The organism is Bacillus carboniphilus (genome assembly GCF_039522365.1).
Taxonomy (GTDB): domain Bacteria; phylum Bacillota; class Bacilli; order Bacillales; family JC228; genus Bacillus_BF; species Bacillus_BF carboniphilus.
In genome coordinates, this window is sequence record NZ_BAAADJ010000023.1 from 103312 (window position 1) to 117786 (window position 14475).

Annotated in this window: 14 protein-coding genes; 13 read left to right on the forward strand and 1 reads right to left on the reverse strand. The window is 39.2% G+C overall.

The genetic code is table 11. The annotated features are described in order from the left end of the window. Positions 1-44: 44 nt before the first annotated feature. The 8 genes from ystJ to ABDZ91_RS12720 all read left to right on the forward strand — a co-directional run bounded on the left by ystJ (position 45) and on the right by ABDZ91_RS12720 (position 8001). Positions 45-1283 (forward strand): NADP-dependent malic enzyme, encoded by a 1239-nt coding sequence (ystJ, locus tag ABDZ91_RS12685; protein WP_343799515.1) that lies wholly within the window; start codon positions 45-47, stop codon positions 1281-1283. A gap of 13 nt (positions 1284-1296) precedes the next feature. Then, a complete protein-coding gene (locus tag ABDZ91_RS12690; protein WP_343799810.1) occupies positions 1297-1890 on the forward strand; it encodes a FadR/GntR family transcriptional regulator in 594 nt (197 codons plus the stop codon). A gap of 130 nt (positions 1891-2020) precedes the next feature. Next, the gene (accD, locus tag ABDZ91_RS12695; RefSeq protein WP_343799517.1) at positions 2021-2899 is read left to right on the forward strand and encodes an acetyl-CoA carboxylase, carboxyltransferase subunit beta; all 879 of its coding nucleotides are present in this window, start codon (positions 2021-2023) and stop codon (positions 2897-2899) included. Next, entirely contained in the window at positions 2884-3864 is a 981-nt protein-coding gene (gene accA, locus ABDZ91_RS12700) for an acetyl-CoA carboxylase carboxyl transferase subunit alpha (protein ID WP_343799519.1), read from the forward strand. The genes accD and accA overlap by 16 nt, the downstream gene beginning before the upstream one ends. 225 nt (positions 3865-4089) lie before the next feature. Beyond that, complete coding sequence (pfkA, locus tag ABDZ91_RS12705) at positions 4090-5049, forward strand: 6-phosphofructokinase (RefSeq protein WP_343799520.1); 960 nt, start codon at positions 4090-4092, stop codon at positions 5047-5049. 27 nt (positions 5050-5076) lie between these two features. After that, positions 5077-6834 carry a pyruvate kinase gene (pyk, locus tag ABDZ91_RS12710; RefSeq protein ID WP_343799522.1) on the forward strand — a complete coding sequence of 586 codons (1758 nt, stop codon included), beginning with the start codon at positions 5077-5079 and terminating at the stop codon, positions 6832-6834. A 180-nt stretch (positions 6835-7014) separates the two neighbouring features. Further along, positions 7015-7170 carry a hypothetical protein gene (locus ABDZ91_RS12715; protein ID WP_343799524.1) on the forward strand — a complete coding sequence of 52 codons (156 nt, stop codon included), beginning with the start codon at positions 7015-7017 and terminating at the stop codon, positions 7168-7170. Between the two features lie 444 nt (positions 7171-7614). Continuing rightward, positions 7615-8001 carry an FxsA family protein gene (locus ABDZ91_RS12720; RefSeq protein ID WP_343799526.1) on the forward strand — a complete coding sequence of 129 codons (387 nt, stop codon included), beginning with the start codon at positions 7615-7617 and terminating at the stop codon, positions 7999-8001. Positions 8002-8083: 82 nt separating this feature from the next. Here ABDZ91_RS12720 and ytvI read toward each other — a convergent pair whose 3' ends face one another. After that, positions 8084-9211, reverse strand: coding sequence for a sporulation integral membrane protein YtvI (gene ytvI, locus ABDZ91_RS12725; RefSeq protein ID WP_343799528.1), 1128 nt, complete (start codon positions 9209-9211; stop codon positions 8084-8086). Between the two features lie 102 nt (positions 9212-9313). Between ytvI and ABDZ91_RS12730 the strand changes: the two genes are divergently transcribed. The 5 genes from ABDZ91_RS12730 (at position 9314) to ABDZ91_RS12750 (ending at position 14386) form a co-directional block, all read left to right on the forward strand. Continuing rightward, positions 9314-9787 carry a DUF441 domain-containing protein gene (locus ABDZ91_RS12730; RefSeq protein ID WP_343799530.1) on the forward strand — a complete coding sequence of 158 codons (474 nt, stop codon included), beginning with the start codon at positions 9314-9316 and terminating at the stop codon, positions 9785-9787. A gap of 396 nt (positions 9788-10183) precedes the next feature. Next, positions 10184-11302, forward strand: a complete 1119-nt coding sequence (gene citZ, locus ABDZ91_RS12735) for a citrate synthase (protein ID WP_343799532.1) — start codon at positions 10184-10186, stop codon at positions 11300-11302. Between the two features lie 112 nt (positions 11303-11414). Next, positions 11415-12686: an NADP-dependent isocitrate dehydrogenase gene (icd, locus tag ABDZ91_RS12740; RefSeq protein ID WP_343799534.1), complete on the forward strand. Its 1272-nt coding sequence runs from the start codon at positions 11415-11417 to the stop codon at positions 12684-12686. A gap of 71 nt (positions 12687-12757) precedes the next feature. Further along, entirely contained in the window at positions 12758-13696 is a 939-nt protein-coding gene (mdh, locus tag ABDZ91_RS12745; protein ID WP_343799536.1) for a malate dehydrogenase, read from the forward strand. 213 nt (positions 13697-13909) lie between these two features. Next, on the forward strand, positions 13910-14386 hold the full coding sequence (locus ABDZ91_RS12750; protein ID WP_343799538.1) for a MaoC family dehydratase: 477 nt from the start codon (positions 13910-13912) through the stop codon (positions 14384-14386). Positions 14387-14475 lie beyond the last annotated feature (89 nt).

Here is a 14475-nt window from a genome sequence, read left to right on the forward strand (position 1 = left end):
CTTCTTAGACAAGCAGCTTCTATGACAGAAGGAGTGGAATTCCATTGACATTAAGAGAAGAAGCACTACATATGCACAGAGTGCATAAAGGAAAACTTGAATCGAAGTCTAAAGTACAAGTACGTAATGCTAAGGATCTAAGCCTAGCTTATTCACCTGGTGTTGCTGAGCCTTGTAAAGTTATATATGATAAGCCAGAAACTGTATATGATTTTACAATGAAAGGGAATATGGTTGCTGTTGTTTCTGATGGAACAGCTGTGTTAGGACTAGGAAATATTGGACCGGAAGCAGCTTTGCCTGTTATGGAAGGAAAAGCAGTACTATTTAAGAGTTTTGCAGGCGTAGATGCATTTCCAATTTGTTTAAATACTACTGATGTAGACAAAATTGTGGAAACTGTAAAACTACTTGAACCTACTTTTGGTGGAGTTAACTTAGAGGATATTGCGGCTCCTAATTGTTTTGAAGTAGAAGAACGATTAAAGAAAGAGACGAATATTCCTATTTTCCATGATGACCAACATGGTACAGCCATTGTAACCGCTGCAGGACTAGTCAATGCATTAAAATTAGTGAACAAAAGCATGTCTGAAATTAAAGTGGTGGCTAACGGAGCGGGTGCTGCAGGTATCGCTATTATCAAGCTCTTGTATCATTTTGGTGTAAGAGATATTATAATGTGTGATTCAAAAGGAGCAATCTACGAAGGCCGTCCATTCGGAATGAATGATATTAAAGCACAAGTAGCGACTTTTACAAATAGAAATAGAGAAGAAGGTTCTTTAGAAGATGTTATTAAAGGGGCAGATGTCTTTATTGGGGTATCTGTTGCAGGAGCCCTAACAAAAGAGATGGTAGAGTCGATGAATGATAACTCTATTATTTTTGCTATGGCTAACCCAGTACCTGAGATTATGCCAGAAGATGCAAAGGCTGCTGGAGCTACTGTCATCGGTACAGGTCGTTCTGATTTTCCAAACCAGGTGAACAATGTCTTAGCTTTCCCTGGAATATTCAGAGGTGCATTAGACGTAAGAGCTACACACATCAATGAAAAGATGAAAATTGCTGCAGTAAAAGCGATTGCTGATTTAATCACTGCAGATGAATTGAATGCTGACTACGTAATTCCAGGACCTTTTGATCCAAGAGTTGCTCCGGCTGTTGCTTCAGCTGTTGCTAAAGCAGCTATGGAAACAGGTGTAGCTCGTATAAAAGTAGACCCAGAGGAAGTGCGACGTAAAACAGAACAACTTTCTGCTATCGGAAAAAGTGAGTGATCATCGCGTGACAATGAAGCCAGCGACAAAGGTATATATTGAAATCGTAGAACACCTTAGGGATATGATTGCCAAAGATGGTTTTGGCCCTGGAGATCGTATCCCTTCAGAAAGAGAACTTTCTGAAAAACTAGGTTTTGGAAGATCCAGTGTACGAGAAGCTCTACGTGCATTGGAGTTATTAGGCCTAATCGAAACTCGCCGTGGTGAAGGAACCTTTTTAAGAGACTTTCAAGAGCACCAACTTGTTGAGCTTTTGGGAACTTTCATCCTGCAGGACTTTAAAGTTCAGAACGATGCACTAGAATGCAAAGCAATGATTGAAAAAAGTTGCTTAGAATTGATATTTATGAAAGACAAAATTGCGGTAATATCACCTAACCTAACTAATCATTCTTCTTATGACGAAATGATGTCTGAAATAGTAGAAGTAGCTGATAATCGTTTGCTGTCTAAAATCTGGAAGATTCTAGCTGGATATGTTACTTCATATCAATTAGAACAAGCAGACCAACAAAGAATGAAATCCTTCGTCCATGCATTTCAAAAATCAGACCAGGATGAAATAATGAAAGCATTTGCTGAAATGCATAATTTGTCGAAGTGAAGACGACAAATAACTACAACATTTATACCGAAGCTCTAGTACAGTAAAAAAATGTACTCAGTGACTAAGGAATCTATATAATTGGACAAGCTTTAAAAAGTTGTCGTCTTTAACACAAGGAGGTTTCACCTTGCTAAAAGATATATTTTCAAAACAAAAGAAGAAAAAATATGCAACGATCCCTTCTGAAACTGCAAAGCAAGATGTTCCAGAAGGAATTATGACCAAATGCCCATCATGCAAAAAAATTATGTTTACAAAAGAATTATCCAAAAATGAAAAAGTCTGTATTCAATGTAGCTATCATTTTCCGATGACTGCATATGAAAGAGTCGAAAGTTTATTGGATGAACATAGTTTTAAAGAGTATGATCGTGATTTGTTAACAGAAAATCCACTAGGGTTCCCTGGTTATTTAGAAAAAATAGAGCAAGACCAAAAGAAGACAGATCTAAACGAAGCCGTATTAACAGGTACTGGAGAAATTGGAAGTTTTCCTATTTCTTTAGCTATTATGGATTCTCACTTTAGAATGGGAAGTATGGGATCTGTAGTAGGAGAGAAGATTACTCGTGCCATTGAAAGGGCTAGAGAAGAAAAAATTCCATTTGTGATTTTTACAGCTTCAGGTGGAGCTAGAATGCAGGAGAGTGTTCTAAGTTTAATGCAAATGGTCAAAACAAGTGCAGCTCTCCAAACTTTTAGCGATGAAGGCGGACTGATCATATCTATTATGACTCACCCAACTACAGGTGGAGTATCTGCTAGTTTTGCTTCTCTAGGAGATTATAATTTTGCTGAACCTGGTGCACTCATCGGTTTTGCTGGTAGAAGGATTATCGAACAGACTATTCGAGAGGATCTCCCTGAGGATTTCCAAACAGCAGAATTTCTTCTTAAGCATGGACAGCTCGATGCTGTTATTTCTAGACTTGAGATGAAAGAAAAGCTTACTCAGATATTGGATATACACTGTGCAAGGAGGGAGCTTGAATGGCTGGAGAATTAGAATTTGAAAAGCCGATAACGGAGCTTAAAAATAAAATTCAAGAGCTTAAGGCTTTTACTCAAAAGTCCGATGTAGATCTCACGGATGAAATTGAAAAGCTTGAAAATCGTTTATTAAAGCTAGAACAAGATATATATAGTCACTTAAAGCCTTGGGATCGAGTCCAAATAGCCCGACATCCCAGCAGGCCAACGACTTTAGATTATATTTCTTACCTTTTCCAGGACTTTTTTGAATGTCATGGAGACCGTCTTTATGGAGATGATGAAGCCATCGTAAGTGGAATAGCTACCTTCCATGGTCTTCCTGTTACCATCATTGGTCATCAAAGAGGAAAAGATACGAAAGAAAATATTAGACGTAATTTCGGGATGCCTCATCCTGAGGGTTACCGTAAAGCTTTACGTTTAATGAAACAAGCGGAAAAGTTCAATCGTCCAGTTATTTGTTTCCTCGATACGAAAGGTGCTTACCCTGGTAAAGCAGCTGAAGAAAGAGGGCAAAGCGAAGCAATCGCTCGAAATTTATTTGAAATGGCTGGATTAAAAACTCCGATTATTTGTGTTGTCATTGGAGAAGGTGCTAGTGGTGGAGCTCTTGCGATTGGTGTTGGAAACCATGTACACATGCTCGAAAATTCATGGTATTCCGTCATTTCGCCAGAAGGAGCTGCTGCACTTCTGTGGAAGGATTCGACTCAGGCTAAGAAAGCTGCAGAATCTATGAAAATCACCGCTCCTGACTTAAAAGAACTTGGAATTATTGATGAGATTATCCCTGAGGTTCGTGGCGGTGCCCATCACGACGCAAGAAAACAGGCTGAAGAAATTGATAAGGTACTGATTAATTCTTTGCGTGAGCTGTATCCATTATCCGTAGAAGAACTCCTAACTCAACGATACGAAAAATACAGAAAAATGGGAGCTTTTTCTTCCAAAATGGAAGCATCTCCTGTTAAAGCATAGGGTTGTTTAAGAGATAAGAGTCTGGGTAAAACCAGGCTTTTTTCTGTTAAATAATGAAAGGTAGCGCTTTCAATTTAACGATAATTATGTATATTTCAAAATGGGTTTGATTTTATTGAGATAGAAGATTCTTCATGTTATGTTAAAAATATTATAAGCTCATACTACATATGTACATTAAAGTTCGAGAAAAGCATGATGAATATACGATGAGGTGAACAATTCATGAAACGTATTGGAGTTTTAACGAGTGGTGGAGATTCACCAGGGATGAACGCGGCCATCCGAGCTGTTGTACGGAAGGCTATTTATCATAATTTAGAAGTATACGGTATTTTCCAAGGCTACGCTGGCCTAATTAACGGAAATATTCAAAAGCTTGAACTGGGTTCGGTGGGGGATATCATCCATCGAGGTGGAACCATGCTATATACAGCTAGATGTGAAGAGTTCAAGACAAAAGAAGGACAAGCAAAAGGGATCGAACAATTAAAAAGGTTTGGAATTGAAGGGCTAGTGGTCATTGGAGGCGACGGTTCATATCGTGGAGCAAAAGCTTTGACTGAACACGGATTTCCTTGCGTAGGCGTACCAGGTACGATTGATAATGATATTCCGGGGACTGATTTGACTATAGGCTTTGACACGGCGATTAACACAGTCATTGATGCTATTGACCGAATTCGTGATACCGCTACTTCACATGATCGCACGTTCATTATTGAAGTAATGGGGCGTGATGCAGGAGATATTGCTCTTTGGACAGGTCTAGCTGGAGGAGCTGAGACAATCCTTATCCCTGAGGAGAACTATGACATGAAAGAAATCGTAGATCGACTAAAAAGAGGGCAAGAACGTGGTAAAAAACACAGTATTATCATTGTGGCAGAAGGAGTTTGTAGTGGGGTTGATTTTGCGAAACAACTGAAAGAGACTGCAAATCTAGATACTCGTGTTTCCGTTTTAGGACATATTCAAAGAGGTGGTTCACCGACTGCTGCAGACCGTGTACTAGCAAGTCGTCTAGGTGCCAGAGCTGTTGAGTTACTATTGGATGGTAAGGGTGGACGCTCTGTTGGAATCGAGAGTAATGAATTAGTGGATTATGATATTATTGAGATATTGTCTAAGCCGCATAAAGTGAATTTAGATATGTATCGTTTGTCTAAAGAGCTATCAATATAGGTTCAAAAGCTTTAGGAGGAAAAAATAATGAGAAAAACAAAGATCGTTTGTACAATTGGTCCTGCCAGCGAAAGTGTTGAAATGCTAACCAAGCTTATCGATGCAGGTATGAATGTAGCTCGTTTAAACTTTTCACATGGTGACCATCAAGAACACGGCCAAAGAATTCAAAATATCCGTGAAGCTGTGAAGGCAACTGGAAAAAAAGTAGCGATTTTATTAGATACGAAAGGTCCAGAAATCCGAACACATAATATGCAGGGTGGAGCAATCGAGCTTAAGACAGGCGAGACCACTATTGTTTCAATGACTGAAGTAGAAGGAACTCCTGAAAAATTTTCTGTTACGTATACAGGACTTATTGAAGATGTGCATATCGGCTCCAAAATCTTATTAGATGACGGTCTTATTGGGCTAGAGGTTATTAAAATCGATCTAGATGCTAAAGAGATACATACAAAAGTATTGAATAATGGGACATTAAAAAATAAAAAAGGTGTGAATGTACCTGGGGTTTCTGTTAACTTGCCAGGTATCACAGAAAAAGATGCAAGTGATATCATTTTTGGAATTGAGCAAGGTGTGGACTTTATTGCTGCTTCTTTCGTACGTCGTGCATCTGATGTGCTGGAAATTAGACAACTTCTAGAAGAAAAAAACGCAAATATTCATATTATCCCTAAAATCGAAAATCAAGAAGGTGTCGATAACATCGATGAAATTCTTGAGGTATCTGATGGGTTAATGGTTGCTCGTGGCGACTTAGGAGTTGAAATCCCAGCTGAGGAGGTACCACTTGTTCAAAAAGAGCTAATCCGTAAATGTAATGCTCAAGCAAAGCCGGTTATTACAGCGACTCAAATGCTTGACTCTATGCAACGTAATCCCAGACCAACTCGAGCTGAAGCAAGTGATGTAGCTAACGCAATTTTTGATGGTACAGATGCTATTATGTTATCTGGTGAAACCGCCGCTGGACAATACCCAGTTGAAGCTGTTCAAACGATGCATAATATTGCTTCCAGAACAGAGCAAGCTCTTTCACATAAAGAGATTTTAAGCAACCGTAGTAAAGAAACGGGACATACCATTACAGACGCAATTGGACAATCTGTAGCTCACACTGCATTGAACTTAGATGTCAATGCTATTGTGACACCAACTGAAAGTGGACATACGGCAAGAATGATCTCGAAGTACCGTCCGAAGTCACCAATCGTTGCTGTGACCCATTCAGAAGATGTGGCTAGAAAATTATCTTTAGTCTGGGGCGTCCATTCAGAGCTCGGTAAAAAAGCAAAAACAACCGATGAAATGCTTTCTGTAGCCGTTGAAGAAAGCCTGAACAGTGGAATTGTTAAGCATGGTGACTTAGTTGTTATCACAGCAGGTGTTCCTGTTGGCGAAGCGGGTACAACGAACATTATGAAAATCCATATCGTCGGTGATATTTTAGGAAAAGGCCAAGGCCTTGGGAGAAAAACGGCTTATGGTAAAGTTGTTGTGGCAAGAAATAGTGAGGAAGCCTTAGCTAAAGTAAAAGAAGGCTCTATTTTAGTGACAATTGGTTCTGACCGTGAGATGGTCCCTGCAATTGAAAAATGTGCAGCACTTGTGACTGAAGAAGGTGGCTTAACGAGCCATGCAGCAGTAGTCGGGTTAAATTTAGGAATTCCAGTTATTGTCGGCCTTGAGAATGCAACGAAAATCTTAAAAGACGGACAAGACGTAACTGTAGATGGTGCAGGTGGCGTTATTTATAACGGTCACGCTAGTATTTTATAAAAAAGGGGAGAGGGGACTCTCTCTTCTTTTGTTCGGGAAGAATACCACAGTCTTATGGGCTGTGGTATTTTTGTGCTCATTTTTTAAGATTCATTGGTTGTTGGAGTATGTGTCCCGTTTGGGAGTAGATGGAGAGTCAAACGGGACAGCTAGAGGGGGACGTGTCCTGTTTGGGGGGAGATGGAAAGTCAAACGGGACAGCAAGCATGGAACGTGTCCCGTTTGGGAGTAGATGGAGAGTCAAACGGGACAGCAAGAGGAGAACGTGTCCCGTTTGGGAGTAGATGGAGAGTCAAACGGGACAGCAAGAGGAGAACGTGTCCCGTTTGGGAGTAGATGGAGAGTCAAACGGGACAGCAGGCAGAGAGTGTGTCCCGTTTGAGAGTAGATGAAGAGCCAAACGGGACAGCGAGAGGGGAACGTGTCCCATTTGGGAGTAGATGAAGGGTCAAACGGGACAGCAAGCATGGTGCATGTCCGGATTGGGGAACGCAAACCCCAGAAACGTTCCCTGCGCCAAGAAAAAACGCTAATAGAGGAAACGAAAACCCCAGAAACGTTCCCTGCGCCAAGAAAAAACGCTAATAGAGGGAACGCAAACCACAAAATCGCTCCAGGCACCTAGAAGACAGTCTAAAAAACACCAGCCCACCACACCACCGCCCCTCCCCCAAACCCAAAGAAAACCCTAAAACTCCTCACCAACCAACGCAATTAATTGTATATTTTGTCCAAGCCTCATATAATGGTATAAATCACTTAAAAAGGGTAGTGATCGAAATGCGTGTTTTAGTCCCATTTTTAATAGTTGTTCCAGCTCTAGAGATTGCGCTTTTTATACTTTCAGGTCAGCTTATTGGTTTATGGTGGACATTAGGTCTTATTATACTAACAGGAATTCTAGGAGCTTATATTGCAAAGCAACAGGGGTATAAGGCATTGGAGCGACTTAGATTAGAACTTAGAACAGGACGGATACCTCAAGGGGCCATTTTAGATGGTGTTTGTATATTGGTAGGTGGCGTACTTTTATTAACTCCAGGCTTTATAACCGATGCCATAGGTTTCTCACTTTTATTCCCGGGTTCCAGACATGTCTGGAAAACTCTAGCAAGGAAATGGTTTAGAAAGTGGTTGGATAATGGGAATATCATAATAATGAGATAACGAAAAAAGGAGCTTTCCGTAATGGAGAGCTCCTTTTTATTCATTCTAGATTTAAGTAACAGTCAGCGGCATTTCCGTAAACTTATTCTGTTGGCCGTTTATCAGGGCCTTTGATATAGCTCCAGATTTCTTGAAGGACACCCGTTCTCTGTAGTGTATTGATGATAACTAGAACAACAGGGCCAACAATTAATCCGAGGAATCCAATCAGCTTAAACCCAACAAATAAGGCGACTAGTGTTGCTAAAGGATCTAGTCCGATACTGGAAGAAAGTATCTTAGGCTCCATGACTTGTCGCTGTACAACCACTACCACGTATAGCACAATTAACCCGATTGCAAGGTTAGGATCACCTGCTACAAACTCGAAAATAATCCACGGAACAAATACTAATCCAGTACCTAAATAAGGTAATATATCAACAAGGCCAATGATAAGTGATATTGTAATGGCGTAATCTACCCGTAAAATTAAAAGTCCAATAAGTACAATGATCGTTGTAATAGATATAAGTGTAGCCTGTGCTCGAATAAAGCCAACTAAGGCTTTTTGTAAATCCTTAAAAACACTCTTACCGCTTTCTTTAGCCTTATTAGGCAGGAGCTTTGAAAAAATGCGTTTTAATTTTTCCCAATCTTTACTTATAAAAAATGTAGCAAGTAAAGAAAAAACAAGCACTGTGGCAGCGTTTGGAAACCAAGATAGGATAGAAGGAATAGCTTCCAGTGTCCCTCTTATAAACTCACTAGCTGTACTTGCAATCTTTGTCCCTACATTTTCAATGTTTTCCATAATGGTTTGTTGTTGTCCAGCATCTAGACTGGCAAATAGGGCTGTTAGTTGGTTATAAAAAGGGATCACTTGAGATGCGATTAACTGTTCGATATAGTCTATAATAGTTTCTAAGTGTTTTGGGACTACTTTTGCAAGATAGGTGGTCCCTGAGATGATTTCTGATATTAAAAGGGTCACAAGTCCTGCGAAAATGGCCACGACAAAAAGTAAAGTAGTGAGCACGGCCAATGCCCTGGGAAATCTTGCTTTCTTGTCAAAAAAATTAACCATCGGATTGATACAGAAGGCGATTATGATCCCAATAATAAAAGGATAGGTGTACTTGGAAATGAAAAAAAGTAAAATGGCTCCAACGATTATGGAGCTAACAACGAATACAAAGCGAAGCATTCTATGTAAATAAATAGGATTCAACGGTCGGATATCCCTCCTTGAATACTTGTCTAGCTTACCTATATTTTACATGGGTATCTATGTGAAAAAAAGGAATTTTTCAAAAAATAGGAGATGGAGTGAATGATTCAACCTCTATTATTTTTAACACTACTGCTAGTGTTGGGGTTTATATCAAAAAATACGTCCTTGATCATGGCGGTGCTTGTCTTATATGTATTCGCTATTTTTGCATCTGATTCAAAACTATTAACACTTGTGCAGAGCAAAGGAATCAATTGGGGCGTTACCGTTATTACTATTGCTGTATTAGCACCTATTGCAACAGGTCAAATTGGATTTAAAGATTTATATCAAATTGTACAATCTCCTAGTGGATGGATTGCTCTTCTTTCTGGGTTAGCTGTAGCACTTATAGCAAAGTATGGTTTATCTCTTCTTGCTAATGATCCGGAAATTACTACAGCGCTCGTAATGGGGACTATTATTGCCGTTGCTTTTTTCAAAGGTGTAGCGGTCGGGCCGCTAATTGGAGCAGGTATTGCTTTTATTATTCTAGCTATATATGAGTGGTTAAAGGGAATAATAGGGATGTAACCGTTTTCAATGATAATTACTTTTGTAATAAAATGATTTTATCCCGTTTTTTCATGTGTAGTCATTCACAAAAGTCAGATAATTGTTTATAATAATTGGTGTAAGCGTATCCTAATTATTGCTCATTCCTATTATTCCTTTGTCCGAAGTATGGTAAGATAATTTGGACAAGGAAAACATGTAAGTGTTAACTTTTCCATTTTCACAACCTTTCTATTAAAATAATCATGGGAAGGTTTTTATAATGTAATGGACGAAAGTTTCTTAAAATAAGAAAGTAAACGCTTGAATGAACTAACGCAAATAGCTTCTACAATAGCTTTTCTGAAGCAAAGCGTTTCTGTTTTCTTATTCGCTTCATTCTTTTTTAATATAATCACTGAAGGAGATGTTATTATGACAGCAACAAAGGGTTTAGAAGGTGTTGTAGCTACAACCTCTGGCATAAGCTCAATCATCGATGATACTCTTACATATGTAGGTTATAACATTGATGACCTAACTGAAAATGCAAGCTTCGAAGAAATTATCTACTTATTATGGCATGGTAAGTTGCCAACACAATCAGAGCTAAATGAGTTAAAGCAACAACTAACTGAAGAATCAAAGCTTCCAAAAGAAGTACTAGACCACTTCAAAATGTACCCTATTGGTGACGTTCATCCAATGGCTGCTCTTCGTAGTGCAGTATCTTTACTTGGTTTATACGATGATGAGGCAGATGTAATGGACGAGGGTGCTAACTACCGTAAAGCAATCCGTCTTCAAGCGAAAATGCCAGCCATTGTTGCTGCATTCGCCCGTGTAAGAAAAGGGCTTGAACCAGTAGAGCCAAGAAGTGATTTAAGCTTTGCTGCTAACTTCTTATATATGTTGAATGGTACAGAACCTGATGCTATAGCAGTTGAAGCTATTGATAAAGCGTTAATCCTTCATGCTGACCATGAATTAAATGCATCTACATTCACAGCTCGTGTTTGTGTAGCGACACTATCTGATGTATACTCTGGTGTTACTTCTGCAATCGGAGCTCTAAAAGGTCCTCTTCATGGTGGTGCAAATGAGCAAGTTATGAAGATGTTAACTGAAATTGGTTCAGTTGACCGTGTTGATAGTGTCATTCGTGAAAAATTAGCAAACAAAGAGAAAATCATGGGCTTCGGTCACCGTGTATATAGAAAAGGTGATCCACGTGCGAAACACCTTCGCGAAATGTCCAGTAAGCTAACAGGTTTAACAGGTGAGCCACACTGGTATGAAATGTCTACAAAGATTGAAGAAATCGTGACATCTGAAAAAGGTCTTCCACCAAATGTTGATTTCTACTCTGCTTCTGTCTATCACAGCTTAGGAATTGATCACGATCTATTCACGCCAATCTTTGCTGTGAGCCGTGTATCTGGATGGTTAGCTCATATTCTTGAGCAATATGCAAACAACCGTTTAATCCGTCCACGTGCTCAATATACAGGCCCTGGAATGCAAAAATACGTTCCAATCAACGAAAGAAACTAAGTTTAAATAGTTTATCTACTCGATTGATTGAATGATTGATTACATGAGGTATATAATGAGAAAGGTTAGGATGCTTCCTAACCTTTGATTATGAAAAACGGAGGGAATATAAATGTCACAAGGTGAAAAAATTCAGGTTCAAAATGGCGTACTAAATGTTCCAAATAACCCAGTCATTCCTTTTATTGAAGGAGATGGAATTGGTCCTGATATTTGGGCTGCTGCATCTCGCGTAATAGATGCTGCTGTTGAAAAAGCGTACAATGGAGAAAAGAAAATTGTATGGAAAGAAGTTCTAGCAGGTGAAAAAGCATTCAACCAAACTGGTGAGTGGCTACCAGCTGAAACTCTTGATGTTATTAGAGAGTATTTCATTGCAATAAAAGGACCTCTTACAACACCAATCGGTGGAGGAATCCGTTCATTAAACGTTGCTCTTCGTCAAGAGCTAGATTTATTCGTATGCTTACGTCCAGTTCGCTGGTTTGAAGGTGTTCCTTCTCCAGTAAAACGACCTCAGGATACGGATATGGTTATCTTCCGTGAGAACACAGAAGACATCTATGCTGGTATCGAATATGCAAAAGGTACAGACGAAGTGAAGAAGCTAATTAACTTCTTACAAGCTGAAATGGGCGTTAAAAAGATCCGTTTCCCTGAAACTTCTGGTATCGGTATTAAGCCAGTATCTGAAGAAGGTACTTCTCGCCTAGTTCGTGCAGCGATTAACTATGCAATCAAAGAAGGCCGTAAATCTGTAACACTTGTACATAAAGGAAACATTATGAAGTTTACAGAAGGTGCTTTCAAGAACTGGGGTTATGAATTAGCTGAAAAAGAATTTGGTGATAAAGTATTCACTTGGGCACAATATGACAAGATTAAAGAAGCTGAAGGCACAGATGCTGCTAATAAAGCACAAGCTGATGCGGAAGCAGCAGGTAAGATCATTGTAAAAGATTCTATTGCTGATATCTTCTTACAACAAATCTTAACTCGTCCAAGCGAATTCGATGTAGTAGCTACAATGAATTTAAATGGAGATTACATTTCTGATGCACTAGCTGCTCAAGTCGGTGGTATCGGAATCGCACCTGGTGCAAACATTAACTATGAAACAGGACACGCGATTTTTGAAGCAACTCACGGAACTGCTCCAAAATATGCTGGTCAAGATAAAGTGAACCCTTCATCTGTTCTTCTATCTGGTGTGCTAATGCTTGAGCACCTTGGATGGAATGAAGCAGCTAAGTTAGTAATCGACTCAGTTGAGAAAACAATTGCTTCTAAAGTTGTAACGTATGACTTCGCTCGTCTAATGGAAGGTGCAACTGAAGTTAAATGTTCTGAGTTCGGAAATGCTTTAATTGAAAACATGAACTAATAGTCTCACATTATAAACCGTCCGGTGCTAAATCGGGCGGTTTATATACATATATTTAGGAGGAAAGGATCATGACAATTAAGCGTAAAAAGATTTCTGTTATCGGTGGCGGCTTTACAGGAGCAACTACTGCTTTTATCCTTGCTCAAAAAGAACTTGGTGATGTTGTACTGGTTGATATTCCTCAAATGGAAAACCCAACTAAGGGGAAAGCTTTGGACATGCTAGAAGCCGGTCCTGTACAAGGTTTTGATGCAAATGTGATCGGTACTTCAAACTATGAAGATACAAAGGATTCCGATGTAGTTGTTATCACTGCAGGAATTGCTAGAAAGCCAGGTATGAGTCGTGATGATTTAGTTCAAACAAATCAGAAGGTTATGAAAGCGGTTACAAATGAGATTGTTAAATATTCTCCAAACTGTTATATTCTTGTTTTAACGAATCCAGTAGATGCCATGACTTATACTGTTTTCAAGGAGTCAGGATTCCCTAAAAACCGCGTAATTGGTCAATCAGGAGTATTAGATACAGCTAGATTCCGTACTTTCGTTGCACAAGAATTAAACCTTTCTGTTAAGGATGTTACGGGGTTTGTTCTAGGTGGACACGGAGATGACATGGTGCCACTTGTACGATACTCCTATGCTGGAGGTATTCCACTAGAAAAACTAATTCCACAAGATCGACTTGAGGCGATCGTTGAGCGTACTCGTAAGGGTGGCGGTGAGATTGTAAACTTGCTTGGAAACGGTAGTGCATACTATGCACCAGCAGCGTCCATAGTGGAAATGGTAGAGGCTATTGTGAAAGATCAAAGAAGAGTTCTTCCTTCTATTGCTTACTTAGAAGGTGAGTATGGTTACGATGGAATCTATCTGGGTGTTCCTACCATTCTAGGTGGAAACGGAATTGAAGAAGTAATCGAACTTGAACTAACAGCTGAAGAAAAAGCAGCTTTAGACAAATCAGCCGAGTCTGTACGAAATGTAATGGATGTTTTGGCATAATAGAATGAAAATGAAGCTGACTTTCGGTTGGCTTCTTTTTTACTCTATTGAAAGAAAAATTTATATTCTAATTACTGAGCAGCCCGTCTACACGTAGACTCCTGCGGGCCTAGTTTCAAACAAACTTATAATAGTAGTGCAATTTTTATTTATCCACCTTTCATGGTAATATAATGAAAAGTAAACGGTTTCATGAAATAGGAGGAATAGTTTATGTTATTGGGGAAAAAGAGGAAATTAGGTAGACGGCTTGAGGAAATTTCTATAGGTGAAAAACTCTCCCTAACTGAAAAAATAGAAGATAAAGATTTACTACTATATCTAGGGTTGACAAATGATGCCAATCCTCTTTATATCCAGCATGATTATGCTTCTCAAACCCCTTACAAGAAGCCAATTGTTCCAACGATTATGCTCTCAGGCATTGTAATGGCTGCTGTATCAAAATATTTACCAGGACCAGGTAGTCATATAGTCAGACAAAAAATGGAGTATTCAAAGCCGGTATACCACTACGGGACGGTTCATTTTTTACTTGAGGTTACAGAAATTGATATGAAAGAGCAGACGATTACCATTACCGTGGAAGGGACAGATGATGAAAAAGAGCCGGTATTACAAGGGAAATTAGTTGTTTGCCCTCCTTCACCTTTAGCTAAATTAGATGGGGATGCTTTAGATAATTTTTAATGACTACAAACTGCTGGAGGAATTCAGCAGTTTTTTCTTTTAAATTTGTCTAGTTTATTTCCATTTTCAGCTATAATAAGGATATATAG